We start from the raw sequence: 25,857 nt of genomic DNA, 5'->3' as shown, positions 1-25,857 counted from the left end.
TCGCCCTTCCCGACCCCCGGCTCGTGCTCCCCACCGTTCGGCGGATCACCGCCGAGTGGCTGACCACCAAGTACGGCATGGCCCCCACGGCTTCCGGGCACCACCGCCTGACCCAGAACGCAACCCTCACCACCCAGGTCATCTACGACAGCGCCGGCACCGAGCAGTCGATCAGGCTCCAGCTCCGCGAGGAGCAGGGCAACGCCACGTGGCGCACCACCGTCACCGCCACAGCACCGGACCACACATCCTCCGCGGTCTCCGTTCTCCTGGAGGCCTTCGCCAACCCCGGACACACCGTGGTCCCCGGGCGCCCTCGACTGGTCCGCGAACTCGTCACCGCCCTACGCCCACATGACGGGCTCGCCCGACTCACCCTTCACGCCCAGGAAGTCGACACCGACGTCGAACCGCTCCTGCACGTCCTGTGCGACCCCGACCGGCAGCTGCCGGTCATCGTCGCCGCCCGACCGCTGCGCCCGGACAGTCTCTGGTCGAGCCGGATGCGCGAGACCATGCCGAACTGCGCGGGTGCCGCCTCGCTGTACCTGCTGCGCGACGTCGCCTCCGTCAAAGCGTTCCGCGAGCATGTAGGGGAGCACCATCGGGTGTCCTGCGGGGCGGTGCGAACCTTCCTGCCCGGGGTCGACCCCGCCTGGGTGCCGGACGCCGCCCGCCACCGCTTCATCTCCTACGCCCGCATGAGCGACCCCGGTGACTCCTCGTGGCGCGGCATCGCCAGGCGCGTCCAGCAGGCCGCCAGCGACACCGTCCTTCCGGCGCCTCTGCAGCACCTGGCCTTCCCCGACGTCTCGGTGGCCCACCAAGCCGACCGGCAAGCCGCCCTGACCGCCGATCGAAGCGCAACCGACAACGCGTCCCTCAGGGCGGAAATCGGGCTGCTCACCGAGCTGCTGGCCCAAGCCGACGTGGACCTCCGCGAGGCGAGCCGCAACGCCGACCTGGCCACCCGGACGATCGCGGCTCTCCAGGAGCAGCTGGAGGACGCAACCGCCACCGGGCTGCGCGACGTCGAGGACGGCCTTCGGGCACTGGACGACGTCGCCCGCCTTCACTCGGAGGTCGAGCTCCTGCGGGCCCGCCTTCGCACCGTCGGCCGCCACGAGGACGCAGTGGTCGTCGAGGAGCAGGCAGGAGTGCCGCAGTCCTTCGAGGAGCTCTGGGGCCGCCTGCGCGAGCTCCCCGGCGTTCTCGTCACGGCGGATCAGGCCAAGGCCCTAGCCCTGGACGAGTCCGAACGGGCCCGGGTCTGGGCAGCAAAAGCGTGGAACGGCCTGCGCGCTCTCAACTCGTACGCGCTCAGCAGCGACTTCCGGGGCAATTTCTACCAATTCTGCTCGGCAGGCATCCCCGGCACCGCGGGATGGTCACACAAACAACTCGGCATGAACGAATCGCGCACGACGATGGGCCGCTGGGGCGAGGAGCGGCGCTTCCCCGTGCCCAGAGACGTCGATCCGTCCGGATGGGCGCAGATGAAACCCCACCTGAAACTCGACAACGGCGGTCGCGCCCCACGGATCCACTTCCTTGACGCCAAGACCCAGAGGATCCCCGCCCAACTGGTCGTCGGGTACATCGGGGCCCACCTCACCAACACCATGACCAACTGACCCGCCCGGTTGCCCCTCGATCACGCACTCCGCCCTGTCCGGCACGCAGGCCTTCCGAACGGTACGAACATCCCAGCAACTCGTGGCGCCGTTCCCTCAACTGCCCTCCCCAGAAGGAGGCGCCCAGGTCCAACACGATGATCCAGTAACCGACTCCGCTGTTGAGCCCTTCGCGCCCTGCGCGCTGCTGTCGTCCGAGGAACGGGGGTGCTCGACCTCGGGGCGTTGCCACGGCATGCGGCCCAGGAACTGGTGGAGGAGGTCGGGGTGCCCGCCGCCCCCGAGGACATGACGGTGTGGTGCGTCACGCAAGGCGAGTTCGGCAACGTCGGCGGGCACTTCCTGCCGCCGCCGATCCCAGCCAGCTTGGCACACGAGCACCACAAGGCCATAGTGGAGGCCGGGGCTGAGCGCGGCACCACTGCCGAGTTAGACCAACTCCCGGTCATCCACTCCGGGGCGGACGCCACCGAACCCGGGTACTACGCGGACTTCCTACCGCAGGTCGTCACCCGCTACGTCGCGAACTGGGCGCCGCACTGCGCCTGACTGCGGGCGACGATCCGTCGGACGTGGTTCCGGGCGGGACAGGGGCGGAGAACTGCCGGCCGCCGGGACCGAGCGGTCGGCGGGTTCCGGGAACCGGCACAGGCCGCGGAGGAACGGGCGTTGCCTCCTGGAACGGAGAGCAGTCCACCGGTGCGAGCTGGCGGTCCCGATCTTCGTCCCTCTCCGGGAGTCCTGCCGCGGGATCGGAGAAGGGCTGCCACAGCGGGCGACGTTCAGTCATGATCGCGAGTCTGCCAGGCACTTCGGCTCAGGGCCCGGATCGGACCTCGGGACCTCCTACCGACGGCCGCCTTCTCGGTCCGGATGCCGCTGGAGGTAGCACCTCTCCCAGTAGGCGATCTGCTCGCTGACCTTCGCCCACCCCGCGTGCTCAGCAAGGTCCGCGTCCTCAACCAGCACCCGTACCTCGACAAGGTCGCGCAGTGCTCTGCGGCCCTGGCCCTCCCGCAGGGCATCTCGGGCCGCCTCGACAAGCGGAGCCCCCCGCGTCCCGGAGCGCCGCTGAGCGGTGACCACCACCGGCATGACCTCGGTGATGAACTCGGTGAGCAGCGCGTCCGACCGCATGCCCCGTTGGATCCGGGACATGAGGCGCCCGATCGTCAGGAGGCCGACGAGTACCAGGGCCGCGTGGCAGAGTCCCAGCCACCACGACACGATGCCCCTGGTGATGCCCGCGTTGGCGTAGATGTAGGGGAGCATCCACCCGGTCACGAGGACGACCGCGAACCACATGATCTTCTCGACCGGGCTGGGGGAGAACTCCCACATCCGACCACCGCGGGCCCGTGCCACGGCAACAGCAACGCAGGCGACGACGAAGAGCCACCCCAAGGTGATGGCAAGTCCCGGCAGGACCACGTGATCTCCCTCGAATACCTGGAGAGCCCAGGACGTACCCGCCACCAGCCGGCCGGTAACCGGATTCTATGGAGCGGCAGCGACAACCGGCCGGGCCAGAGCGATCCAGGCCGCCGTCGAGAGCGGTCGCCGAACAGCCAGGCCGAGGTACGGTCCCAGGATGAGCAGCACCAGCCTCCACCTGAAGGACCTCGTCGACATGGCGGTAGGGGGCGCCGTCTCGACGCCCGCCCGGAGGCGGGCCACTGGCTGATCGCCCAGCTGGAGGCGCAAGGGGACGAGGCGATCTGGAAGGACGCCTGCCTGCTGCTCGCTCCGCTTGCCGCGCGGCCCGCCTACGGGCTGCCGGCGGACAAGGCCGCCGACCGGCTGCGTCTCACCGCTCGAACCGCCCAACCCGATCTCGATGTCGCCCTGGTCCTGATGCTCAAGCTCGCCTACCAGGTGCGGGGCCGGGGTGCCGTTGGCGAGGTGTGGGCCGCGAACACGACCGAGCTGCGCCGGACGGCGATCATGCACCTCCTGATCATGGTCAGTGCGGCCGTCGGGTGCCACGGGCGCCGGCTCAGTCCGGAGGGCACGGTGGCTCTCGTCCGCCGGGCGATTCCGGCTTCGCCCGGTGCGGCCGGGTAGACGGGGGCTCCCGAGGCGGTGTCCGTACCGGATCCGTCCGCGAGACCGTCGCGGCCTCGGGCCTGCCCGTTGCGCGGGTTCGGGCGGCGTTGTCGGTGGGCCGGTCTACGCTGTGCGGGTGCTGGACCTCGCGCCGTCCAGCACCCCTCGGACGGACTTCTCCCCAGCACGAACCGGGGCACCATCGCACCATCGTCACCGTCGGCGGATGAGGGGCCACTCCCGGGCCGTGGGCACCGGGCACCATCGCGAGACGGGCGTGCCGTCTCGCTGCCCAAATCCCTGAGGAGCGCGCGTTCATGGACAACATCACCAGCAAGCAGCTGGGGTACCTGCGGCTGCTGATCCGCGAAACCGGCATCGGTGACGAGTGGCTGGGCAGCTGGGCCAAGCCCTGGCTCACCCAGCGCGAGCGCGGTGTCGGCCAGATCAGCAACCTCTCCAAGGTGGCCGCGAGCAAGCTGATCGACGGGCTCCTGGAGGAGCGGACGGAGACGGCGGACTGACGGCAGGCCGGGTGCCCGAAGTCGGCCTTCGGGCACCCGGCGGCGCGCCGTCCGGCAAGGGCCTTCGTGAGCTTCGGCAGCACGTTGCCGAAGCTCGGGTGGCCGGGGGAGATTGAGGCGCGGAAGCACGGCGTCAGAGCTACCCGGAAGCCCGGGTAGCTCTGACGATCAACGCCGAGGGGCTGCTGGCCCAGCACCCGAGCGACGACGCACTTCGCGAGCTGGTTCGGGTCGGGCAGCAGCGGGGTCCGGCCGTGAGCGTCGTTCTGGTGAACCCGCTCGGGACGCAAGGCCTGGGGCCGGGGCGATGCTCCGGCTGCCTCGACCGGACAGCCCCAGCGCGGTGGTGAGCGCGACCGCGGTCACAGCGGCGAACGCCGCCACCGACGCGGCGAAGCCCTCTCGGGCAGCGACCCGGTTGACCAAGGCCAGCACGATGTCGAAGCCCGCGTGAGCGGCCATCAGGGGCAGCACCGCGCGCGAGCGGCGGTACAGCAGCACGCTGACGACCGCCCACGGCACGAGGGGGATCGCGGCCAGGCCGTACTCCAGGTGGTAGGACAGCCGCGCCGCCGTCAGGACGACGACGAGCCCGGCCAGGCCGAAGCGGCGCAGCCGGGCGTCCGTGACTACCTCGCCGATCCGCCAGGCCGCCAGGAGGGGCAGGACCAGGACGACGGTCTCCTCGCTGATGCCGGCCGCCACGGAGGAGACCGACTCGCCCAGGAGCGTGCTTCCCCCGCTGCCACCGGAGTATGAGGCGAGGGCGGGGGAGTGGGTTCGGGCGAGTTCGAACAGGACCTGCACGATGAACGTCGGGGCCTCCGCCAGGCAGAACACCGAGCAGGAGGCGGACAGCAGCTGCCGCGCGGACAACCGGGGAAGTCCTACCGATGGCGCCCGTTCCGCGATGCCCACTGTCAGCCATGCGGGCAGGGACAGCCACAGCCACAGGGTGGATGCCCAGAGCATGGCGGCGGCGGTACTGGTGCCCTGGCTCGGGGCGGCGCCGGAGGCGGCTGCCTGTGCTCCGGGCCAGGCCGCCCCGATGGTGATCGCCATGTAGGAGAGGGCGAAGGGGCCGGCGAAGGACCAGGCGATCGCTCGTCCCGTCTGCCCCGCGCGAGGTCGGGGGAGCGGCTCGCGGTCGGGCAGTGCCCCCAGCAGCCTTTGCACGAACGGCATGCCCACCCCTCCGGATCGCCGTGCCCGCAGCAGGCCGTCCCTGGGCCGCTGCTGTCGGCGGCGGTTGGTCGGCGAAGGCACATCAGGCAGCGAGCGGCGGTCCGGGCAGCGTAGCAGCGCCGGGCGACCGCCAGGGTGGGAGTTGTTGCGTGCCCGCTCAAACGTCGGGCCTCGCGGCTCCCGCTTAACCACCAGCAGGTCGGCCTGGCGCACGGGCACTGCGCTGGCGGACGACGGCAGCACCGCTGACTCGCGCTCGGGTGCGGCTCGGGCCATGGTCCCGTCGCGAGTCATCTGAGTGTTCGACCAGCGGCCCGGCGAGCGGTGCTGGCTGCCGGTCCGGCAGTCGCGGCCGCGTTGAGTCGGTAGTGGGACGCCTGGCATGCTGGGCGCAGCCGAAATCCGAGGGAGCGCTGTGGTCGCCGATGAGCGTAATCGCTGGGTCTCGTTTGCCTGGCGCCGCGACCTTTTTGTTCCGGTATCGGTCAGTCAGTCTCTTGTAGTCGGAACCGGCGTAGTGCTGCTGGCGGCTCTCAGCAGTACCGTCGCATTCGCCCTCTCTGAATGGCATGCCGAAGCTCTGCCGGGAAAGGGTGCTTTCGGACTTGTGCTGAGGGTTTCCGATCTCTATCCGATTCTCCCCGCGCTCTTCGCGCTTGTTCTTGCCGCCTTTGCGGTATATCTGTCCGTCGCCGCCGTCTTCGGCGCCGACGACCCCCATCTGGGCGGTCGGCGCCGTTGCACCTGCCGCCGTTGCCGCTGGGGCCACTGGAGCGCGCTGGAGCTGCGCCGACCGCTGTTCAACACCGAGTCGATGCTGGGGCTGGCGGTCACCGCTCTGACGGCGGCGCTGGCAGCCGACGCGGCCAGCATCGCGGGCCTCGGCCTGGGCCTGGGCGTGGTGGCGGACGGGCACCTGCTCTTCCCCGTACGAGTCGTCGCGGGCATCCTCGCGTTTCTGCTGCTTTTGGCTGGAATCATCGCGACTTGGGGCATTATTCTGTGGTCGTTTCTGGCGGTCGGCGGCGTATTCCATGTGCGGAACAGTCGGGTCAGGGGACGAGACAACAGGAATTCGGCGGTGTTCGCGCCTCTGGCCGTCTACGATCCCGAAGGTGACACGGTGTCGGACCTGAAAAATAGGCAAGAGCAGGTATTCCAGCAGTTCATGGATGCCCACCTGCTCCCGAAGTGGATCACCGGGCAGGGCGAGACCACCCAGACCCTCCGCCTGCTGGGCGTCGAGGTTCAGGAGGCGGCCACCGCGGACATGTGGGGGCTGGTGCCGGCGACGTGGCCCGAAGGTTGGCGGCTGGTTCGCAAGGAGGACGGCTACTTCTGGTTCGACCTGGTCAACGGGTCAGGGACAGCGATGATCGAAGGCCTCGTCAACGGCAAGGCCTACGATGCCCGGGCGCACCTGCGGCTCACCGACGCCGGGCGACGCGAGGCCCGGTGCCGGTGGTACGGCCTGTCGGACAGCGAGCGTGCCCTCATGCAGCAGCGCGGCGGACCCTGGAAGCCGCCGTACCCGGCCGTCGCCGAAGGTCCGCACTTCGAGGCCGGGGACAACTACGCCCTCGTCGCCGCGCAGCTCCGGGCCAGGGGCTGGACCATCGGGGCCGAGGAGGCCACCGGCGTCCAGGTCGTCTTGTCCGAGGCGGCGTCCGCCTGGGCCGCCGAGCGCCGGGCAGGCGACAGCTTCTGGCTGCTGCCGGGCGGCACGTCCGCCAACACGGCGCGCACGGGCTGCTCCGGGGACGGGACCTATCCGTGGGACACGCAGGAGGCCAAGGCGTCCTGGCAGGACCCGAGGGCCCTGGCCGACGAGGTCGACCGGGTTCTCCGCGATGGCTACCCGGGCGAGCCGGCCTCGGAGAACGCGGCCGCGGACATGCTCTAAAGCCCTGTTGTCGGGCAAAGGCCGACAACAGGGCAGTCCCCGTCAAGCGGGGCCGGGCTCCGTCACCGCACCGGCCAGATCGGGGTGACGGAGCGTCGGTTGCGCGGCGAGACGACGCTGGGCCTGCTGCGCCGCTGGGTCGACGGTGTCATCCGACCGGGGACAGCCGATTGCGGCCCGGCGAACGGGCTCGGCTTCGGCGAGCAGGTCGGCAACAGGGTGGGGCAAATACACCTTTCTCCGCGTACGTGTACGCAAGGGATAAATCACCCGGACGGGCGGCACAGTCGCAGACCAGGCGGAATCCCCGCCGTGCCGTCACCGCGCTCACTACGCTCGACGGCGTGACCACCACCGCGGCCGCCCGGCGACCCATCACCGAGCTGCCCGCCAGCCCCTCCGCCATCGGCCTCACCTACCAGCTGGAAACGCCGCTGCGCAGCCACGCCCACGACCGCACGATCGAGCGCTGGACCGTCAGCGCCCGGATCGGCGAGCACTTCGGCCTGGAGCCCACCCCGGCATGCGCCGCCTGCGTCGACCGCCGGGCGGGCGTGCAGCAGGCCAGCGCCGCCACCGCGGACGACGACGGCTGCCCGCATCGGCTCCTGGTCGGTGAGTTCGTCTTCTACCGGATCCGCTGGGGCGCCGGCATGAACCCATTCTGGGCGATGGAAGAGGAGACCCAAGGCCTCTACGAAATCGCCGAAGCGATCTTCAACGAGGAGAGGAACGACTACAGCAAGGAGTTCACCGACCTGGCCGACATGGTCATCGGCGGCAGCGACCTCCTGGTCCTCGACCACGCCGAGCTCACCGGGCCGTGGCGCGGCTTCGGCCTCGGGCCGATCCTGGCCGCCGAGGCGATCGACCGCCTCAACGGCGGCTGCGGCGCCGTCCTTCTCCACCCCGCCCCGATCACGACCGACGACCTGACCTTCGACCAGTTCAAGCACGCCAGCAAGCGCCTGGAGGAGACCTGGGCGAAGGTCGGCTTCGTGCCCTTCCTCACCAGCCCCTATCTGGTTTTCGGGACCTGCTGGGGCATTCCCGAGCAGCGCCTGGCCGCCCTGCGGAAGGAGCTGGACGCCCTCTGCGCCCAGTGGCAGGCCGCCCGGCGCACCAGGCCCTGACCGCCAGGCCCAGGCGGGCAGGCCACCCCGCCCGGCCTGTCGGTGCGCGCCGCTCGTTCGGGTGATCCCCCGCGGCGGCCGCGCCCGGCTCGCTACGGTGAGCACGGAGCCGGCCGGACGCCGGGGACGGGAAGGAGACCGCGGTGGGGCGAGCGGTAGTCATGACGGCCGGCCAGGCACGCCAGGCCATCGGTGAGGCCGTGACCGCCAGGATCACCAGGCTGTTCGAAGCCTGCCTGGCCGGGATGCGCGAGGACGGTCTCGTGGAGGTGTACGCCAAGTCCTGGCGGCGCTCAGCCCTCCCCGGCCACGATCCGAGCGCCGTCCCGCCGGTGCCCACCGCGCTGGTCGTGACCGGCAAGGCATGGTCCGAGCCGGGCGTCATCTTCACGTGGAAGAGCGAGTCCGGCGACCCGCCCTACTTCCAGATGGACACCCCGGCGGGCTGGATGACCCAGGTCGTCCACGCCGGGCACGCCGTGATCGACGGCCTGCCGGTGACCGCCGTCCTGGAGCGGGACGACCAGCGCCGTCCGTCGAAGGTGCTCACGGTCGCCCTCACCGGGTACTTCGACGTGAGCATCCACGGTTGGCGGGCCTGGGCACGCGACAGTGTCCGCGAAGTCGACTGGGCCGACCCTGATCAGCCGACGTTCCGCCCGGCCGTAGCCGGCTGAGCAGCGGTCAGGCGCGACCGTCGTCGTAGACCTCGGCCGGCTCGCTGCGCCGCTCCTCGTGGCCCTTGCCGTCGCCCTCGACGTGGATCCGGGACGCCTTGAGGCCGCTCCACTTCCAGACGATCTTGATCCAATGGGCGTCGTCGCAGCGGTTGTGGTAGTAGACCGTGGTCGACCACCAACCCGGGTCGTACGAGTACGCGAAGCACCCGTCCACGTTACGGGTCATCTCGCGGCGGCTGGCGGCCGCCTGCGCGGCCACGCTGGTGCCGAATAGGACGGCCAGAACGACGGTCGCGGCGACGGCGGTACGGCTCAGGTGACGCATTGTCCCTCCCAGGGTCTGCTGCCAGACGGGCGGCAGGTGCCCTGCCCAACCCGGCGGACTGCGCCCCGGTTCGCCAAGATCACCCGGACAGCCCAGATCTACCACCGGCGACCGCTGTCGGACCCCGTCGGCCGTCCCGGGACCTGACCGATGCGGGGCACGGCAGCGGCCGACGGTGCCGGTGAGACGGGGAGTCAGTCGCTGTCCAGGAAGCGGAGTACGTCGGCGTCCCCCTTGTCGGCCAGCGCCGCCACGATCTCGGGGTGGTCGGCGTCGAAGGCCTCGACCGCGCTGCGCGCGGCCTCGATGGCCTGCTCGTTCGCGGGCTGGAGGTGGCGGTAGTAGTGGCCGGGATCGCCGCCGGGATCGGCGTGGGCCGCGGCGCGCTGGGCGTCGTCCGCGTCGCACAGCCCGGCCACCCGGCCGGTCAGCTGTTCACGCTCGGCCACCAGGGCTCGGCCCCAGGAGGTGTACAGCACGGCGGTGAGCTCGGCCGTCCTCCGGTCCTCCTCGGCCCGGGCGCTGCGCCAGGCGGCGAGCCGCCGGCCGTCGGTGGAGACCGCGAACTGCGCGAGGGCGGTGTCCCCGAGGACGGTGAGCTGGCGGCCTCCTCGGTGGGTCAGCCACACCGTGGAGTTGTCGCGGATCAGGTGGGTGTGGCCGGCTGGGCGGCGGCTCTCGGGCACCCCGTGAGCAGTGGCCTCCGCGAGATGGCTGTTGGCCACCTCGGCGCCGTCGGAGTCCGTGGTGACGCTGTACCGGGCTCTGGGCCCACCGGTGCCGTGGGCGTGCCAACTCCTCCGCTGGGCAGCGGAGGCGTGCCGCCTGGACGGCGCTTGCCTCATCCTAGGGGGAGCGTCCGACAGTCGGCCCCGGAGCGCGGTGACGTTCAAGCTCGCTATGCCGTAGGCCGATGACCAGACCATGACCGACATCCCGCTTCTTCCAGGCCCTGCCTTCGAGGGGCGCCCGATCGTGACCGCCTCCCAGGAATTCGTCCACTCCTGGGGGGACGACTTGGCGGAGGTCAACGAAGCCCTTGCTGAGGTCTTCGGGAACGACGGACACTGGTGTCGCGTCGGCCCGGACGTCTACACGGTCGGCATCGGCGACCCCGAATACCGGTTGAGGGGCTCGACCGTAGGCTGGCACGTCGACCTCTTCCAGTCCTCCTGGGCACCGGAGTTCGGCGAACTCCGCGAGGTGCCCGCCAAGTACCGCCAGGCCGTGGCTGCCTACATCGACGCCAGGGACCGGCTGACCATGCCGCCGCCGAAGGTCGAGGAACTCCGGCAGCGCGGCGAGCCGGAGGACACTGCGGCGGTGCACGCCCTGGTTGGCCATCACCTGGTGCTGCTGGAGGACCAACTCCGGGCGTTGGACGCCTTGCAGGTCTCGCTGTCGGAGGAGGCGCGGTGCCAGCCCTGGGCCAGCCGGTTCCTGAGCAAGGAGTGCCAGGAGATCAAGGAACGTCAGGATTGCGTGTCCGCTTCCCTGGTGGAGTACCACCTCGGCGAAGCAGGTACTCGGGTGAACATTTGGTTCTGGGAACAGGGCTTCGACCTGCCGGGCGGGTTCATCCCCTTGCTTCCCGACAGCGCCCCGGCTCCGGAGACCGCCGCGGTGTGACGGGCCGCGCTGCCGGGCCCGATCAGCGCCGTACGGGCTCCCCGCTCTCCCATCGCCGTCCTCCGGCTGGATCGCCTCCGGCCCGGACGGGCGCGCGGAGCTGACCACCGACGGCACGGCCGTCCTGGCCGGCGTGCGGCCCGTCCCTGCCGTCGACCTCACTGTGTGAACGGGGCAGCGTGAGCGGAGCCGGTACCCGGCGGCCACCGGCTGCTTCCACTCCCTCAGGTCATACCGGCCGGTGCCCCGCCCGGCCGCCCGGTTGCAGGGGCTTCCACCGCGCCCTTGTAGGTCGCTGCTCCCCGGACACCCCACGGGCGTTTTCAAGATTCTTTGCACCGGGGAGCCGGGGCCGTCCCCCGGGAGCAGCCGCCGCGCCACCCTCCGGCAGGAGGAATCAGATGTCCGTGGGGGCGCCGGGACGCCCGAGGCGGTCCGCTGGCGGCTGCGGCAGCGGCCAGTACGCCGTGGCGCGCTTGCCGGCGAGCGCATCGAGCAGGACGTCCTCGGAGACCTGTAGGACCGGGGCGCACCGCATGAGTTGGGAGGGGGAGGGGGCCGCGTCGCCGTTGAGCCAGGAGGCGACGAGGGGTTCGGGCAGGAGAGCGGCCTGGGCGAGCTGTTGCGGGGTGAGGCTGAGCCGGTCGATGCGGTGACGCAGGGTTCCGGCGGCGGTGTAGTCCCGGCTGAGCGTGCTCAGCCGCTGTTCCAGGAGCTCGGGGAGATCGGGGTCGAGCGGGGGCGGAGGCGGGCTCTCGGGGTCGCCCAGCAGGGCGGCCGGGTGGCGGCGGTAGTTGGCCAGGATGTAGTTCGCGCAGTCCAGGAGCAGGTCGGTGGCCCAGGTCCGGGCGTCTTGGTCGGTGCGGTCGGAGTTCAGGCGCCAGGTCTTGGTCTGCCCGCGCAGTTGGAAGTTGTGGTCGACGAGGAGCCAGCCGGCGGTGCGGGCCGTCGCCCGGGAGTTGATGGGCCAGATGCGCCCGGGCACCACGGAGGGTGTGGAGAAGAAGGCGGTGAGCAGCCGCTCCAGCGATGCGGCCATCGCGATGGCGCACGGTTCGTCGAAGAACCGGTGCTGGGCGAGGCCGACGAAGGTCTCGAACTCCTGCCGCAGACCGTCCGGCAGCCCGGCGTCGAGGTCTGCTTCCGCTGCGGCGGAGATGTCGGTGCTGGTGAAGAAGGCCGTTGGGTCTGCCGCGGCGAGCCGCTCCAGGATCTCCGGGCTCAGGGGGCGGGGCGGGCGGGGGCGGACGTTGTTGAAGGGGACGAACCACGCGCGCGGGCGCAGGTCGCCGGTTCCGAGCTGCTGGCTGGCCGGGTGGTCCGGATCGGCCGCGACGTGCTGGAGGTCTTCGTCGAAGTGCATCAGCACGTCCCAGTCCTGGAGGTAGGTCTCCAGGTACAGGTCGAACGCGCGGTGCCGGATGCTGATCTGGTCCGCGGTGGGCAGGCCGTAGTCGGCGGCGTAGTCCTCGTCGTCGAGGTAGTCGAACAGTTCCCTCGCCTGACCGACGATCAGGTGGAACGCTAGCTCCTCCGCCGTGCACGTCGCGGATGGCGCCCGTCCGGCCCGCAGATCGTCCCGCAGGTTCTCGACCGCCTGGACCATGGCCATGCGCCACGCTGCGCCGTGGCCGTCGCACACCGCCGGCAGGCAGGCCAGGAACGACTCGTTGGTCAGCCAGTCGTCCTCGTCCTCGGAGCGCTCGTAGACGCGGTCGCCGTGCTCGAACAGGTCCTCCCAGCCCATCTCGGCGAGCTGGTCGGCCGCGGCCGCCAGGAGCCGGGCGCCGAGCGGGGTGAGCACGCAGTCCGCCTCCGGGTCGAAGTACCGCCTCCGCTCGTCCTCCTTCTCCGACTCCTCCGGGCGCAGCTTGGCCTCGCCCAGCCGCAGCAGTTCGGCCGCGCGCTTCACGGTCAGCGGCGCGGGGGCCAGAAGCAGGCCGCCGTCCAGGTGGTCCTGCGCCCAGGCCGGGTGCCCGCGGTCGGCACCGCGCGGGTGGGCGATGCCGTACGGGGAGAACCAGTAGATCGGTGCGTCCCAGCCGCCCTCGGGCTCGGGAACTTCTTCCTCCTCCGCGTCCTCGCCGTCGGCAGGGCACCGGGCCTCGGGGATGCTGTACTTGGCGTCGTCGACGACCAGCTGCCACGCCTCCTCCCAGTACGGCTGCCGGTAGGAGCGCTCTTCGGCTGCCTGCGGCACGGCGACCCCCAGCGCGCCGAGTTCGTCGTCGCTGGCCGCGAAGAGGGCCGGGGCGGCTTCCAGCATGACCTCCAGCGCCCAGCTCTCGGCCCCGCAGCGCGGTACCGGCGCAAGGCCTCCGGCGATGTCGTCGGCCAGGTCCCACAGCGCCCGTGCTGCACCCGCTCGGAAGGCGCGCCCTTGGGTGTCGCATGCCGGGGGCAGCAGAGCGAGGACGGTGCCGTCCGCGCCGGGTGCGTGGCGGTCGAACGGGGTGTCTCCGTGCGCGGCTGCGTCGCGGTAGGTGAGGACGGCCAGGGCGCGCCCGGCGGCCATCAGCAGGCCGGCCTCGAACGGCGGCAGGATCTTCTCCAGGCTCTCGCCGGGGAGGTCGTAGAACTCGGCCTCGTCGGTGAGTGCGCTGTAGGGGTCGTGCTGGGCTGACATCAAGGCCTCGCTCGCGACAGGGTGGCAAGGTGACCAGTATCCCGGCCTGGGGGATGCCCCCACACCGCGCACGGAAGCGCAGCCAGCTGTGGGGCGGCGTGAGGGAGCCCGTAGAAGAGCCGGCCGGCGACGGCCTGTCAGTACCCGCCCCGTACAACGATCTTTGATCAGGAGTGCTCGGCTGCCAGGTCAGCGACCCACCCGGCGACGGTCGCCGCGTCGACGGTTGTCTCCCAGCGGACTTCTCGGCCGGGGTGGGCGGCGCAGTGCAACCGGGCAAGGAGGCCGTCCTCCGGCAGTTGCTCGATCACAGCCGAGGGCTCGGCAGAGCACCGGGTGTGCCGCGCGGTGGTCCGCAGCCGCGCGGCGGCCAGCGCGGCCAGGTGCCGGGGAGGAAGGGTGGCGGAGCTGCGGCAGCCGTTGCATTCCAGCAGGTGCCGCACCGCGGGGCCGTGGTTCCAGAAGGTCCGCCAGATGCCCTTCTGTGAGCGTTCGTCCTGGTTGCAGCTCGCGCACGCTGGCCCGCGCACATAGTCGTGGGCCGGTTCGTGGCAGTGGTCCCAGACGGCGGCCTGCCGCAGGCCGCACACCACGCAGAGGTAGTTGTCGGCGCGCGTCGCCCGCCGCCGCTCGCTGGTGTAGCGCACGCCCCGCATCGAACCGCCGTACAAGCGGTGCTCGCCCTCCGCGCAGGCCGGGCACTGGGTGATCCAGCCGTCCGCGCCGGACGACCGCCAGTCGCGGTTCTGCCGGGCCCGGGCCGCCGCGGTCGGCCAGGACAGGTCTTCCACCGCGCCGCACCCAGCGCACCGCTGCGCACGGGCGAGCAGCGCCAGGTGCTCGGTGCGCCACCGGTCAAGGACGTCCGCCCACCCCTCAGGGATGCTCCACCGGCCGGCCCGGCGGCGCACCACGTCCATCACGACCACTCCGGCCACCACAAGCGGGTCACGGCTGTCGGGCTCCCGGACACCTCCGAGCAGTCGGCTGAGCTCCTTGACTGCCAGGCGGTGCACCGCGGGGTCGAGTCCGGTGTCGAGGAGGTCGGCTGCGGACGGGCGGCGGGGGGCACGTGCGGCGCGGTCGACGAGTTCACCCTGGACGGCCAGGCGCCAGTTGTCGTCGAAGCGGGAGTTCCGGTTGAGGTCCGTCCAGGGCAGTCCCAACGGGACGAGCCGGCCAGGTTCCGCCGCCACTGCTGCGAGCTGCCGCAGGGCCTCATCGAGGAGGGCCTGGTCGACGTGCCACACCCCGCTGCGCTTCACGCCGGGCAGCGCCGTGGCGCCCAGGTACAGGTGGCCGGTGTCACGGACGAAGGCGGAGTGGAGCCCCGCGGCGGCGAAGTGCAGCGGGGGCGCGGTGAGGACGGACGCAGCAGTCGCCTGGGCGGCGGCGAGGGGTATCAGCACGGTGGCAGGGTGCCAGCACCTTCTGACACACCCTGCGGGGTGGCCGGAGCCAACGGGAAGATCTCCCGCGCGGCGGCCGCCGGTGCGGACCGCTCCTCCAGTCACCACACCCTGCCGAGGTGGACGTCGCGGCGCACCACCCTGGTCCCCGTGGCGCACGGGGGCCACGTCCCGCAGGGTCACCGTCGGCCCCAGGTCGCGCAGGCCGGCTCGTGCCAGGTGGTGCGCACCACCAGGCCGCCGGGGGAGATGTGCTCGTTCGACCAGGCCCGGCAGCACGGGTTGCCGAGCGGCCGGACCTCCCGGCCTGGAGCAGTGGCGGGAGGTCCGGATGGGCCGCGACGGCGGTGCCGGGTGGGAGTCGTCATTTCAGGGGCTGTGCCACCGGACACTGGCCCCGAACCTGGCACCACCTGTACGGAGTAACTGGCCCGAGTGTGAGATACCGCGACAAATGTGTCAGATACCGCGACACACCATCGGAGTTGTGTAGCGCGGGGAGTGGCGGTTGTCAGGTCCTGAGAGCACCTACAGTGGTGCCCGTATCGGGCTCACGGTAGGGGGAACGGACATGGCATCGGACAACCTCGCGTTCTTCTCGATAGTGCAGAGCGAAGCAAAGCTGGAGAGCGGCCACGGCCGCCTCTACGGCGACGGCCTGTACCGGATCGTGCGCGTCGAGGAGGAACGGCCGTGACCACCGGCACCACCTACACCACCGACACCGACCCCGCCGCCCCTGGACGGCTGGAGCTGGCCCCGTACAGCAGCCGGCCCGCGCCCGCCGACCGGGACCTGGGCCGCCCGATCCTGGACTCCCCGTTGGTGCGCGGCGCGATGTGGCTGCGCTGGAGCGGCCACGACGGCATCCGCACCCTCCACCAGGGCGCCGACCTGGCCCGCGGCTGGACCGAGCGCGACGTCGACGGCATGGACGGATGGGTTGCCCTGGTCGAGGGCCGGATCGTCCTCGGCACCCGCCCCGGCGGTGGCCTGCCGGAGCCCGTCGTCCACGCCGAGGCGTGGGAGGCAGGCGCCACGCTGCACGCTGCCCTCGCCCAGCACCCCCACCACCCCGACCGTGCCACGGACGAGGACGACGATCAGGAGGACGGGTTGTTCGGCGACGCCCGTAGCCGGGTCCGCCGCCGAGCGGCCGGGATGCCCCTGGAGAACCTCCAGCAGGCCCTGCACCGGGCCCGGGAGGACGAGCGCGCCGCCGACCGGTACGCCGACGTCGGAGACGAGGCCGCCTACGCCGCCGCGGCCACCGTCTGCGCCGAGTGGCAGCGCGTGCGCGACCACACCGCCGAGACCGGGGCCGAGCGCTACGACCCCGACCACGACACCGCTCTCCAGCACGCGCTGCGCCGTGAGCGCCACCGCCAGGACGTCGCCGCCTGCGCCCGCGAGGCAGCCCACCAGTCCCGCCAGACCACCGACACCGCCCACCGCCGCCTCGCGGGCACCGCGGCCCAGCCTCTCTACACCGCCCTCGACCGCGCTGGCCTCCACGCGCTCACCGACGACGACCACCAGGCCGTCCGCGACCTCACCCGCCACCTCGACCCCGCCACGCTGCGCCAGGTCGCGAGCTGGCTGGAACGCACCCGCACCGCCGCCTTCGCACTGCGGGGCACCGAGGCGGGCCCGCCCGTGCGGCCCGTCGTACGGCGCAGCCGGTTCTGACAAGTCGCGAGGCGCCAGCCACCATCACGGGGCCGGCGCCTCGCACTGTGCGTGCCGTCAGTACCCGCTCCCGTAGAGGTGCTTGTCCCACTCGCCGGGCCAGACCCACTCGTACATCACCCGCCGCGCCCAGTAGCACCGGTTGATGCCGCGGTGGTGCTCCTCGTAGGACTTGGGCGGGTTCTCCGACAGCGCGTTCCAGCGCTCCATCCAGTGCCTGTCGGCCTGGCGGTAGGCGAAGGTTCCGCGGGCTTTGCGCATGTCGGCGAACGTCGTGGACGCCTCGACCTCCCGCTGGAGTTCCAGGTACAGGCGGCGCCGCTGCGGGTGGGTGGTCTGGTCGGCGAGGTCGCCGAGCGCGGCGACGATCGTTGCCCGTCCTTCGGCGAGGATCTCCTCGGGGGGCGGGGGCAGTGGCAGGGGGGAGGGCCGCTCGCGGACGGCGGCGGCGACGGCGGCCTGGTGGCTCTCGCCGGTCTCGGCCGCGCGAGCCCGGGCGGCGTTCTTCCGGGCGTGGTTCTTGACCATCGGGTGTCCTTGCTGGTGGCCGGCCCGCGATCCGGGCCACTGGACGGCACCGGGACAGTCTGCTGCGAGGCGGGCGTTGATGCGGGGCACCGTCAGGACGTTGGTGCTGCCGGTCGCGGCCGTCAGCGGTCCGGGACCGACACACCGAGCGGCCCGCCAGCAGGATATCGGGACGGCTGGCACCGTCGGGCCGACTCGCCTTTCGGCGCGCTGTCAGCGCCTGGCCGAGCGGCCGCGCGGTTCTGACCTCGGACGCCACAGCGCCGCAGGCTGGATCGCGGCGTGGCCGAACCGGTTGGCCGCCTTGTCGAGCACCGGCTCCAGGGCGCGGCTGCTCTCCGTCTGCGGGTCGAGGGTGAGCTGGGTCCAGCCCGCCGCCGCCGGGGCGAGTTCGGCGACCCGGGCGGTCACGGCCCGCACCCGTGCCCGTTCCAGTCCGAGCGCGGTGAACAGCCCGTACAGGGCGGCCTGTACGTCCGGGGTGTGCTGGGTGGGCTCGCGCAGGGTCCGGCGGCGGACGGTGTGGGAGCGGTCGGCGTAGGTGACCTGGAGCTCGACCTGGCGGCAGGTCTGGCGGGAAGCGCGCAGGCGGGCACCGAGCTCGCCCGCCAGGTCGAGCAGGGCCCGGCGGATCAGGTCCGGTTCCAGGACGTCGCGCTCGAACCGGCGGGTCGCGGCGATCGCGGCGGGCGGTCCGCCGGCGGCGATCGTGCGGTGGTCGACGCCGTGGGCCCGTTCGTGCAGCAGGCGCCCGGTGCTGGCTCCGGCCACCCGCTGGACGGTGGCCACCGGCAGGTCGGCGAGCTGCCCGACGGTCTCCACGCCGTAGCGCACCAGCGCGCGCTCCAGCACCGGGCCCACTCCCGGCAGCGCCCGCACCGGCTGGGCGTGCAGGAAGACCAGAGCCTCGCCGGGGTCGTCAACAATTCGGACCCCGCCGAGCTCGGTGGTGTCGGCGAGCAGCTGGGCGAGCATCCGCGTACGAGCTCCGCCGACGGCGGCCAGCAGGCCGAGGGTCGCGGCGAGCCGGGTCTGCACCAGGTCCGCGAGCCCCGCCGGGCTACGCCCGAAGTAGCGCAGCGCGCCGGTGATGTCGAGGACGGCGGCGTTGGGCGGCAGGGCCTGCACGACCGGCGTGATCTGGGCGAGGACGTCGAACAGCTCGGTGTACACCTCGAAGGTCGGCTGGGCGAGGCGCAGGTGGAGGATCTGCCGCTCGTTCATCCGGCCCCCGGCCGGGCGGTACGCGTCGCCTGCGGTTGAGCTGGGTACGGGCATGGCTCAGCCCGCCGATCCGGCCGAGGCGTGCCACATCCGCCCGGCGCCGCCCGGACCGCTGCGCCCGGGCCGGCGGGCGTCGCCGTGCCTGCCCTCCTCTTCGTCGGTTGCGGCGGGGTCGGCGAGCAGGGTGCGGACGGCGGGGGTGCCGCCGTCGCGGTGGGCCTCGGCGACGTCGCGCAGGTTCCAGGCGTGGGTGCCGACGATGCTCACCGAGCGGCCTCTGCGCTGGACGGTGCCGCGGACGAGGAGCAGCCAGCTGTGGAACACCGTGTGGGCGCACCGCTCGTGGGTGTCGTCGAAGAAGGCGAGGTCGACGATGCCGGTGCCGTCGTCGAGGGTCGCGAAAATCGTGCGGCGGCCGGAGCGGGTGGGGGGTGTTTGGTTGGCGACCTTGGCGCCGGCCACGAGGACGGTCTGGCCGGTGCGGAACTGGTCGAGGCCGGTGGAGGGGGTGGCGCCGAGCTCGGCCAGCAGGGGGTGGAGGTCGCTCATCAGGTGGCGGCTGGTGTCCATGCCGAGGACGTCCAGCTCGGCCTGGAGCTGCTGGGCCGGGTCCATCTCGCCGAGGCCGGTGGCCGGTGCCTGCCCGGGGTCGGCGGCGGCGAGGGCGAGCTGGGTGGGCATCGCACTGGCGCGGTGGGTGCGGTGGAGCTCGTCGACCAGGAGCAGGAGCTCGCGGCGGGTGGCGCCGGGGGCGAGCGCGTCGAGGGCGCCGGTCCGGGCGAGGTTCTGGGCGATCGGCTGGGAGGGGCGGGCGCGGTCCCAGAAGTCGGCCAGGTCGGTGAAGGGGCGGCCGTCGGCGATCCGGCGGGCCTGCTCGGCGGTGATGCCGTGGATGTCGGCGAGGGAGATCCGGATGCCGGTGCGCCCGTCCGGCAGGAGCTCGGTGCGGTAGACGGTGTCGGAGCGCTGCACGTCGAGCGGCAGCACGGCGACGCCGCGGCGGCGGGCGTCGGCCAGCACCAGGCGCTTGGGGTACATGCCGGGGTCCGCTTCAAGAACGCCGCAGGCGTACTCAGCCGGATGGTGGGCCTTCAAGTAGGCCGATTGCAGCGTGGCCAGCGCAAACGCGCAGGCGTGCGATTTCGCGAAGCCGTAGGCGCCCATGGCGCGGAGGATGTCGAGGACGCGCTCGATCACGTCGCGGTCGTAGCCGGCCTCGGCGGCGCGGGCGCGGAACCAGGCCTCCAGCGCGGGCAGCCGCTCCGGGTTGCCGAGGGCGCGCCGGGCCTCCTCGCCCATCGACAGGTCGGTACGCGTCATGACGGCGACGATGCCGGCCACCTGCTCGTTGAAGATCACCACGCCGTAGGTGTCCTTGAGCACGGGGACCAGGTCCGGGTGCGGGTACTGCGGGGGCCGCTTGCCGTGCCGGGCGAGGATGAACGGTTTGATCATGTCGGCCTGCACCGGGCCGGGCCGGAACAGGCTGATCTGGCAGATCAGGTCGTGGAAGGTGGCCGGTTGGAGCCTGCCTGCCAGATCCCGCTGCCCTCCGCTTTCGAGCTGGAAGACCGACAGGCCGTCGCCGTTGCGGAGCATGGCGTACGAGTCCGGGTCGTCCAGCGGCACCTGCTCGCGGTCGTCCAGGTCCAGCTTCCTGCCGGTGGTGCGCTCGATCTCCCCGATCGCGTACGCCATGGCACTTTGTGCTCTTACGCCCAAGATGTCCAATTTTAGAAGCCCAAGATCCTCCACATCGTGCTTGTCGAACACCGACATCGGCAGCTGCTCCCCGGCGGTCGGCATCACCGGCGTGCGGGCCAGCAGGCTGGAGTCGGACAGCAGCACTCCGCACGGGTGCATGGCGATCCCGCGCGGGAGCCCGTCGAGCTGCTCAGCCAGGTCGAAGAGCTGCCCGTACCGCTCAGCGTCGGCCGCCACCGAGCGCAGCTCCGGAAGCTCGGCCAGCGCGGAGCGGATGTTCCGCGCCGCGACGTGCGGGAACGACTTGGCCAGCTGGTCCGCCTCCGCCGGTTCGACCCCGAGAGCGAGCGCAGTGTCCCTCAGAGCCCACCGGGCACGGTAGGTCTCCGGCATGCTGACCGTCGCCACCCGCTCCGGCCCGAACCTGGACAGCACGGCCCGGTAGCACTCGATCCGGCGCGCGGACTCCACGTCGATGTCGATGTCCGGCAGGCTCTTGCGCCGCAGGTTCAGGAAGCGCTCCATGATCAGACCGTGCTCCAGCGGGTTTGCCACCGCGATCCCCAGCAGGTGCACCACCAGCGACCCGGCGCCGGAGCCGCGCGCCGCCACCCGGATCCCCAGCCCCTTGATGTCCTCGACCACCTGCGCCACGGTCAACACGTAGCTCGACCAGCCCAGGGTGGAGAACACCCGCAGCTCGTCCTCCAGCCGCTCGACCGCCGCCCGGTCGCGGTCGTAGCCGAGCCGAACCATCGCGGCGCCGGCCCGCTCCCGCAACACCCGCCCGGCCGTCCCCGGCCCGATCCCGATCCGGTCCTCCTCCGGGAAGTGGACCCGCCCGATCCCCAGGTCACTGCCCGGGTCGACCCGCAGCTCCGCCGCCGTCCGCTCCGTCGACGCCAGCAGGTGCGCCGCACCCCCGCGCTCCTGGCCGGCCGCCCGCGCCACCTCCTCGGCCAGCACGGCCATCTCCGCCCCCGGCTTGAGCCACCGCTCGCCGTTGCAGGTCCGCCCCGGCCGGATCGGCATCAGCAGCCGCGCGGCGTCCAGCACGTCCGCCACCCGAGACTGCCCCGCGTCCGCGTACCGCACCGCGTTGGTCAGCACCGCCGGCACATCCAGATCAGCCGCCAGCCCCAACGTGCGCGCCGCCAGCCGCAACGACCCCGGCCCCGTCCCCGCCCGCCGGTGGTGCACCGCCTCCAGCCGAAGCCCCGGCCCGAAGATCTCCCGCCACGGCCCCAACAGCCCTGCCGCAACATCCGCCCGCCCGGCCGCCAGCGCCCGCACCGGCTCCGACCCGGGCCCCAGCAGCACCGTCAGCCCACCCCCGTGCTCGCGCAACGCCTCCCACGGCACCACCGGCTGGCCACCTCCGACCTCCGCCCGCTGCGCCCAGCCCGCGGTGATGAGGGCGCACAGGTTGGCCCAGCCGGTGCGGTCCTGGGCGAGCAGGGTCGCCCGCGGGGCACTTTCGGCGACGAAAGATCCGCCGCGCGCCGGGGTCCTGGTCCGGCCGGCCGGGGCGGTGGGCGGGTCGAGGAGCGGGACGGCCAGGTCGGCACCGAAGACGGGACGGACGCCGGCCGCCGCGCAGGCCTTGGCGTGCCGGACAGCGCCGGAGACCGTGTCCCGGTCGGTGAGCGCGAGGGCGGCCATGCCGCGCTCGGCGGCCCGCTCAGCCAGCACCGACGGCATCGCCGCGCCGTACCGGGTCGAGTACCCCGAGGCGACGTGCAGGTGGGTGTAGCCCATGGGTCGCCTCCTTGCGCCACGACCCCCAGCTGTCTCCGGTTCCCCTCCCGTACGAGCAGCCTAGACCCTGTTCGAATCTTTGTGCGAATAGGTAGCGCCGAGCGAGCCCCCACGGAACTCGGATACAGCACCCGCCCTCGCGCCGCGCCGGTGCACCTACCGGCCGCAACCGCCGGGGCAGCCCCGCCCAGCGCCCACCGCCCTCTCGGATGCGGAAGAAAATCAATAGGCCACCCCCTCCCACCTGCGACGTTCCTCCGCTCAGGTCGCGATGGCGACTCCCGGTCGGGCGGGTTGGGTACATGTCCCTCGTGACACGGATCCGGTGGGCAGAGGTAGTCCAGAAGGCCGCGCAGGTCGCACTCGGCTACGGAGGCGACGTCACGCTGCGCCAGGTCTATTACAGGCTGACGATGGCCGGGGTCATCCCGCACACCGCCTCCTCCTACAAGCACCTGTCGGCGCGCGTGGCCGCCGCCCGCCGCGAGGAGCGGTTCCCAGACCTGGTCGACACGGTCCGCCGGGTCCACGTGCCGCCGGCCTGGCAGGACGCGACCGAGATGATCATTCAGGTGCCCAGCTGGTTCCGGCTGGACCGCACCCGCGGCCAGCAAACGGCGCTCTATGTCGCGGTGGAGAAGGACACCCTTCGGGCCCAGTTCACACGCTGGCTCGACGAGTTCGGAATCCCGGTGATCGTGGTGCGCGGGTACGGCTCCCAGTCCTACGTCCAGGTCGTCGCCGAGCGCACCGCTCGCGATCCACGGCCGGCCCACCTGCTCTACGTCGGCGACTTCGACTGCTCCGGCGAGGACATCGAGCGCGACTTCCTCGCCCGCACCGCCTGCTGGGCCTCAGTTGAGCGCGTGCTGCTCACGGACGAGCAGCGTCTCGCCTACGGGCTCCTTCCCACAGCGGGGAAGAAGGACGACCCGCGCTGGCCCGCCTTCGCCGCGAAGTATGACTTCGACCCGGCTCGCCCAGTCCAGTGGGAGGTCGAGGCCCTCGACCGTAACGACCTGCACGCCCTGCTGATGGCTGCCATCGAGCCGTACGTGGACCACGACGTCCTGGCCACGGTGCTCGCCGACGAGCACCGCCAGCGCCAGCGCTTGGAGCGCTTCGTCGATCGTTGGCTCAAGTCTCCCGCCGGACCATAGTGGTGCAGCGTCCCCTGCCCTGTCGCCGCCCGAGGCGGCCGGGTCAGCGACATGTACTGTCAGCCGATTCCGGGCATGACCTCATGGAGAATGTCGCGCGTTGACTCCTGTGCTCTAGACCTCTTCCCAAGCCCCTCCCGCTCCAGCTCGCTCCAGCCGATCGCCAGATTCAGCTACCATCAGTGACCACCTGGAGTCCCGGGGACCTGCTGAGCGATAGAACAATTCAGTTTCCTTTTAGAAGTGTCCCCTGAGGAATAATCAGGGATTCTGCAACACCCACAGGGAGCTCGCCTATTTCACTGAGCAAGGCCATCCAGCCGGTCCTGGAAGAACACGCTTTCCAGCCGCTGAACGGAAACGGCTATGCCCTGCCGAGGCCCGCAGGGCGCCGAGCCTCTGGTCGACCGTCGACCGCGAACCTCCGCGCTTCCGGCTGCCCAACGGTCGGCCCGCTCGCGAAGCGCGTTGGCCGGGCTTCGCAGCCGCCTGACGGCGACGTAGAGATCGTTTGAGCTGCTCATGCTCGTGCGTCATCACCCCGCCGGTCTGGGTGTCCAGGGGATGCCGTTAGCGCCGGACGAGTACAGCTGCACGTGCATCCGGAGCGGAGCACTGCGGCCCGCCGGCCTAGCCCACCCGCGACCATCGGTTCGCCACCTCCGGCGAGCCTCGCAGGAAGCGACCAGCGCCTAGGTGTATATCAAACCGCATATGTACGCGCATGCATCCTGGCTGCATACATCGACCTAGCTGCGCTGGTGGCTACGGGAAGCAGCACGTCGCCTCACCGGACATATCAATCCGCACATGGCGGCGCATGGTTCTCGCCTTGCCCCCTCGGAACGAGCTGGTGCCCGGTCCCATGTCGGGGCCGGGCACCAGAAGGTCTTGATCAGCTAGCGCACCACTCGCAGAGCAGGCCGCTCCGTTCGCTGCGGTGCCGTTCGCTTCGTCGTCCGCGGTGCTGCCTCAAGCCGAGGAGGCCGCATCTCCGGGGTCGGGATGTTCAGGGACCAGGTGACAAGATCGGGATCCTGCATGACCGCGGTCGCATGCCGGGCGCTCGGGTACCTGGCGAACAGGGGGTGGATACGGACCTGACCGCGGCGGCGGATTTCAGGCGGATCGATGATGCCCCTCTGTGCGAGGCCAGTCAGTGCGCGGCTGATGTTCGGCTGCTGGACTCCGAGCCGCTTCGCCAAGCTCTTCTGGGTGACCTCGACCAGGCCGCCGTACTGCTGCCTGCTGAACAGGATGTCCAAGACGTCACGTTCAGTAGAGGTGAGCTTGGCGTTCGGCAGGTACTCGTACACCAGGGAGTTCATCCAGAACTCCTCCTGGGGAATCTGGGGAATCTCCTCAGCGGGTGAGCTCATCAGGCCGCCTTCTTCCCGGGAATCTTGATGGCCTTGGCTGCCATCGTTTTCTTACCAATCTTCTCGATCACCCTGTTGCAGTGGTCAGAACCCCACCCGAAGGCCCAGGTTGGATTCACTTGGTAGGTCCCGCGTGAAACCTTCCAGACAAAGTTCTTACTATCGAGCTTAACAATAGCTCGTGAAACGGTCGTCTGGTTGCAATGCAATTCCGCGGCAAGCTGCGCTTGCGTTCCCCTCCAGAGGCCGTCCTTGTCGACATCGGCGGTCATGTTGTCGAGGACAGCGCGCTCTCTCTTAGAGAAATCGAAGAGGTGGATGTTCTTCAACAGCATCTTGTCGATGCCGGCCCAGCTGCCTCCATGGGTCTGGGCAGAGGCATGCTTGGCGCGCTTCGTGTCCGCGATCAGCGTGAAGCCGATCCCAGGGTTGGCTTCATGCAGCCGCTGGAGACTGTCACCAAGGATGTTCTCCAGCCCGTTGGTGACCTTCTGAGCTGCTGTCTTGCGGCGCCGGCCAGGCGTGGTGTCCGTCACCGGCCGTCCTCTCTGTGGTCCTTCGGAACGCCTGAGAACATATCAGACCGCATATGAAAGAGCCTGCAAGTAGCCGCTCCCACACGCCGTGTCGAAGCCACCGGAGAGACACCGAGTCCGCCGGAGTCTGCGGTCGAGGCCGACCCGAGCCAGACGCACAGCCTGTGGATGTAGGCGGGTAAAAGATGCATGCATCTGGCCTCGAAATCGGGCTGTTGTATGCGCTCAAGAGTGCATGCAATTTTTGCGTTTCCGCAGGTCAGCAACGTGCTGCCATCTTCTAAAGAAGAGCGACCATCCCCCAGAGGCGGTCCTCGCGCGCGCGAGGAACCATCTCCTGGCCCCGCGGGGACGGCTTCCCTGATGGGCCGTCAGGCCCTTGCGGTTCCGCGGCCGCCGGCGGAGGGCTGTGCCCCAGCGAGGTATTCGTCCTGGTGCTGCCCTGTGTCTGGCCGGTGTGCGGCCCGGCTGTTGCCCTGCCGGGCCGTTGCGCCCCGGGAGGGCCTTGTGCGGCCCGTCGGGCTGCTTGTGATGCCGCGTGGGGTGTGCGGGCCCGTCCGGGCCCGGGGGAGGGCACTGGAGGGCCCGTCAGGGCCCGTGCCGTGCCGGGGCGGTGTCGTGGTGCTCGCAGGGCCCCGCCGGGGCCCCGGGAACGGGCTCCGGGTTTCGGTCGGGAATGGACTGCCACTTCCCCGTCAGGGGAAGGACGAAGAGCCCGTCCAAGAATGCACGGCACAAAGTTCACCGGCCTCTCGTCCGGGCCGACGGCCCGGACCGGGAGAGCA

Annotated in this window: 23 protein-coding genes; 11 read left to right on the top strand and 12 right to left on the bottom strand. The window is 71.3% G+C overall.

Going from position 1 to position 25,857, the window contains the following annotated elements; translation table 11 throughout:
• Positions 1–23: 23 nt before the first annotated feature.
• Positions 24–1,634 (top strand): hypothetical protein, encoded by a 1,611-nt coding sequence (locus ACFXPX_RS32795; RefSeq protein ID WP_380593638.1) that lies wholly within the window; start codon positions 24–26, stop codon positions 1,632–1,634.
• Positions 1,635–1,859: 225 nt separating this feature from the next.
• Positions 1,860–2,183 (top strand): hypothetical protein, encoded by a 324-nt coding sequence (locus tag ACFXPX_RS32790; RefSeq protein ID WP_380593639.1) that lies wholly within the window; start codon positions 1,860–1,862, stop codon positions 2,181–2,183.
• Positions 2,184–2,480: 297 nt separating this feature from the next.
• On the opposite strand, the gene ACFXPX_RS32785 is transcribed toward ACFXPX_RS32790, so the two are convergent.
• Positions 2,481–3,065: a hypothetical protein gene (locus ACFXPX_RS32785; protein ID WP_380593640.1), complete on the bottom strand. Its 585-nt coding sequence runs from the start codon at positions 3,063–3,065 to the stop codon at positions 2,481–2,483.
• On the opposite strand from ACFXPX_RS32785, the gene ACFXPX_RS32780 reads away from it, so the two are divergent.
• On the top strand, positions 3,066–3,698 hold the full coding sequence (locus tag ACFXPX_RS32780) for a hypothetical protein (RefSeq protein WP_380593641.1): 633 nt from the start codon (positions 3,066–3,068) through the stop codon (positions 3,696–3,698).
• Positions 3,699–3,997: 299 nt separating this feature from the next.
• Positions 3,998–4,204, top strand: coding sequence for a hypothetical protein (locus ACFXPX_RS32775; RefSeq protein WP_380525478.1), 207 nt, complete (start codon positions 3,998–4,000; stop codon positions 4,202–4,204).
• Between the two features lie 168 nt (positions 4,205–4,372).
• Here the strand turns inward: ACFXPX_RS32775 and ACFXPX_RS32770 are convergent, their stop codons facing one another.
• On the bottom strand, positions 4,373–5,389 hold the full coding sequence (locus tag ACFXPX_RS32770) for a hypothetical protein (protein ID WP_380593642.1): 1,017 nt from the start codon (positions 5,387–5,389) through the stop codon (positions 4,373–4,375).
• A gap of 415 nt (positions 5,390–5,804) precedes the next feature.
• Here ACFXPX_RS32770 and ACFXPX_RS32765 point away from each other — a divergent pair, with 415 nt between their 5' ends.
• The 3 genes from ACFXPX_RS32765 (at position 5,805) to ACFXPX_RS32755 (ending at position 9,102) form a co-directional block, all read left to right on the top strand.
• Positions 5,805–7,292 (top strand): hypothetical protein, encoded by a 1,488-nt coding sequence (locus ACFXPX_RS32765; protein WP_380593643.1) that lies wholly within the window; start codon positions 5,805–5,807, stop codon positions 7,290–7,292.
• 344 nt (positions 7,293–7,636) lie between these two features.
• A complete protein-coding gene (locus tag ACFXPX_RS32760; RefSeq protein WP_380525481.1) occupies positions 7,637–8,425 on the top strand; it encodes a hypothetical protein in 789 nt (262 codons plus the stop codon).
• A 143-nt stretch (positions 8,426–8,568) separates the two neighbouring features.
• A complete protein-coding gene (locus ACFXPX_RS32755) occupies positions 8,569–9,102 on the top strand; it encodes a hypothetical protein (RefSeq protein WP_380593644.1) in 534 nt (177 codons plus the stop codon).
• A gap of 7 nt (positions 9,103–9,109) precedes the next feature.
• On the opposite strand, the gene ACFXPX_RS32750 is transcribed toward ACFXPX_RS32755, so the two are convergent.
• Positions 9,110–9,430 carry a hypothetical protein gene (locus tag ACFXPX_RS32750; protein WP_380525483.1) on the bottom strand — a complete coding sequence of 107 codons (321 nt, stop codon included), beginning with the start codon at positions 9,428–9,430 and terminating at the stop codon, positions 9,110–9,112.
• Positions 9,431–9,624: 194 nt separating this feature from the next.
• Positions 9,625–10,275 (bottom strand): hypothetical protein, encoded by a 651-nt coding sequence (locus ACFXPX_RS32745; protein ID WP_380593645.1) that lies wholly within the window; start codon positions 10,273–10,275, stop codon positions 9,625–9,627.
• A 79-nt stretch (positions 10,276–10,354) separates the two neighbouring features.
• Here ACFXPX_RS32745 and ACFXPX_RS32740 point away from each other — a divergent pair, with 79 nt between their 5' ends.
• Complete coding sequence (locus ACFXPX_RS32740; RefSeq protein ID WP_380593646.1) at positions 10,355–11,059, top strand: hypothetical protein; 705 nt, start codon at positions 10,355–10,357, stop codon at positions 11,057–11,059.
• Positions 11,060–11,456: 397 nt separating this feature from the next.
• On the opposite strand, the gene ACFXPX_RS32735 is transcribed toward ACFXPX_RS32740, so the two are convergent.
• From ACFXPX_RS32735 to ACFXPX_RS32725, 3 genes are all read right to left on the bottom strand, one after another.
• Positions 11,457–13,685 (bottom strand): hypothetical protein, encoded by a 2,229-nt coding sequence (locus tag ACFXPX_RS32735; RefSeq protein WP_380525486.1) that lies wholly within the window; start codon positions 13,683–13,685, stop codon positions 11,457–11,459.
• Positions 13,686–13,852: 167 nt separating this feature from the next.
• Positions 13,853–15,094: an endonuclease domain-containing protein gene (locus tag ACFXPX_RS32730; protein WP_380593647.1), complete on the bottom strand. Its 1,242-nt coding sequence runs from the start codon at positions 15,092–15,094 to the stop codon at positions 13,853–13,855.
• 179 nt (positions 15,095–15,273) lie between these two features.
• A complete protein-coding gene (locus ACFXPX_RS32725; protein ID WP_380525488.1) occupies positions 15,274–15,462 on the bottom strand; it encodes a hypothetical protein in 189 nt (62 codons plus the stop codon).
• Between the two features lie 203 nt (positions 15,463–15,665).
• Between ACFXPX_RS32725 and ACFXPX_RS32720 the strand changes: the two genes are divergently transcribed.
• Entirely contained in the window at positions 15,666–15,791 is a 126-nt protein-coding gene (locus ACFXPX_RS32720) for a hypothetical protein (RefSeq protein ID WP_380593648.1), read from the top strand.
• Positions 15,788–16,783 carry a hypothetical protein gene (locus ACFXPX_RS32715; RefSeq protein WP_380525490.1) on the top strand — a complete coding sequence of 332 codons (996 nt, stop codon included), beginning with the start codon at positions 15,788–15,790 and terminating at the stop codon, positions 16,781–16,783. The genes ACFXPX_RS32720 and ACFXPX_RS32715 overlap by 4 nt, the downstream gene beginning before the upstream one ends.
• Before the next feature lie 57 nt (positions 16,784–16,840).
• Here the strand turns inward: ACFXPX_RS32715 and ACFXPX_RS32710 are convergent, their stop codons facing one another.
• From ACFXPX_RS32710 to ACFXPX_RS32700, 3 genes are all read right to left on the bottom strand, one after another.
• Positions 16,841–17,311, bottom strand: coding sequence for a hypothetical protein (locus ACFXPX_RS32710; protein ID WP_380593649.1), 471 nt, complete (start codon positions 17,309–17,311; stop codon positions 16,841–16,843).
• Positions 17,312–17,524: 213 nt separating this feature from the next.
• Positions 17,525–18,535: a hypothetical protein gene (locus ACFXPX_RS32705; protein WP_380593650.1), complete on the bottom strand. Its 1,011-nt coding sequence runs from the start codon at positions 18,533–18,535 to the stop codon at positions 17,525–17,527.
• Positions 18,536–18,592: 57 nt separating this feature from the next.
• Entirely contained in the window at positions 18,593–21,997 is a 3,405-nt protein-coding gene (locus ACFXPX_RS32700) for a DNA polymerase III subunit alpha (protein WP_380593651.1), read from the bottom strand.
• A 302-nt stretch (positions 21,998–22,299) separates the two neighbouring features.
• On the opposite strand from ACFXPX_RS32700, the gene ACFXPX_RS32695 reads away from it, so the two are divergent.
• Positions 22,300–23,157, top strand: a complete 858-nt coding sequence (locus ACFXPX_RS32695; RefSeq protein WP_380593652.1) for a hypothetical protein — start codon at positions 22,300–22,302, stop codon at positions 23,155–23,157.
• Positions 23,158–24,056: 899 nt separating this feature from the next.
• On the opposite strand, the gene ACFXPX_RS32690 is transcribed toward ACFXPX_RS32695, so the two are convergent.
• Together ACFXPX_RS32690 and ACFXPX_RS32685 are read right to left on the bottom strand one after the other, a co-directional pair.
• Complete coding sequence (locus tag ACFXPX_RS32690) at positions 24,057–24,485, bottom strand: helix-turn-helix transcriptional regulator (RefSeq protein WP_380644285.1); 429 nt, start codon at positions 24,483–24,485, stop codon at positions 24,057–24,059.
• Positions 24,486–24,535: 50 nt separating this feature from the next.
• Positions 24,536–25,072: a hypothetical protein gene (locus ACFXPX_RS32685; RefSeq protein ID WP_380525496.1), complete on the bottom strand. Its 537-nt coding sequence runs from the start codon at positions 25,070–25,072 to the stop codon at positions 24,536–24,538.
• Positions 25,073–25,857 lie beyond the last annotated feature (785 nt).

It is taken from the genome of Kitasatospora sp. NPDC059146 (genome assembly GCF_042786665.1).
Taxonomy (GTDB): domain Bacteria; phylum Actinomycetota; class Actinomycetes; order Streptomycetales; family Streptomycetaceae; genus Kitasatospora.
The sequence above is the reverse complement of the archived record's forward strand: the minus strand, read 5'-3'. Positions and strand labels throughout refer to the sequence as shown.

Bases quoted from the DNA above. Each gene is read 5' to 3' on its own strand.
- ACFXPX_RS32775 (WP_380525478.1), top strand. From the start codon at position 3,998: ATGGACAACATCACCAGCAAGCAGCTGGGGTACCTGCGGCTGCTGATC.
- ACFXPX_RS32770 (WP_380593642.1), bottom strand. From the start codon at position 5,389: ATGCCGTTCGTGCAAAGGCTGCTGGGGGCACTGCCCGACCGCGAGCCG.
- ACFXPX_RS32750 (WP_380525483.1), bottom strand. From the start codon at position 9,430: ATGCGTCACCTGAGCCGTACCGCCGTCGCCGCGACCGTCGTTCTGGCC.
- ACFXPX_RS32745 (WP_380593645.1), bottom strand. From the start codon at position 10,275: ATGAGGCAAGCGCCGTCCAGGCGGCACGCCTCCGCTGCCCAGCGGAGG.
- ACFXPX_RS32740 (WP_380593646.1), top strand. From the start codon at position 10,355: ATGACCGACATCCCGCTTCTTCCAGGCCCTGCCTTCGAGGGGCGCCCG.
- ACFXPX_RS32735 (WP_380525486.1), bottom strand. From the start codon at position 13,685: ATGTCAGCCCAGCACGACCCCTACAGCGCACTCACCGACGAGGCCGAG.
- ACFXPX_RS32725 (WP_380525488.1), bottom strand. From the start codon at position 15,462: ATGACGACTCCCACCCGGCACCGCCGTCGCGGCCCATCCGGACCTCCC.
- ACFXPX_RS32720 (WP_380593648.1), top strand. From the start codon at position 15,666: ATGGCATCGGACAACCTCGCGTTCTTCTCGATAGTGCAGAGCGAAGCA.
- ACFXPX_RS32710 (WP_380593649.1), bottom strand. From the start codon at position 17,311: ATGGTCAAGAACCACGCCCGGAAGAACGCCGCCCGGGCTCGCGCGGCC.
- ACFXPX_RS32705 (WP_380593650.1), bottom strand. From the start codon at position 18,535: ATGAACGAGCGGCAGATCCTCCACCTGCGCCTCGCCCAGCCGACCTTC.
- ACFXPX_RS32700 (WP_380593651.1), bottom strand. From the start codon at position 21,997: ATGGGCTACACCCACCTGCACGTCGCCTCGGGGTACTCGACCCGGTAC.
- ACFXPX_RS32695 (WP_380593652.1), top strand. From the start codon at position 22,300: ATGTCCCTCGTGACACGGATCCGGTGGGCAGAGGTAGTCCAGAAGGCC.
- ACFXPX_RS32690 (WP_380644285.1), bottom strand. From the start codon at position 24,485: ATGAACTCCCTGGTGTACGAGTACCTGCCGAACGCCAAGCTCACCTCT.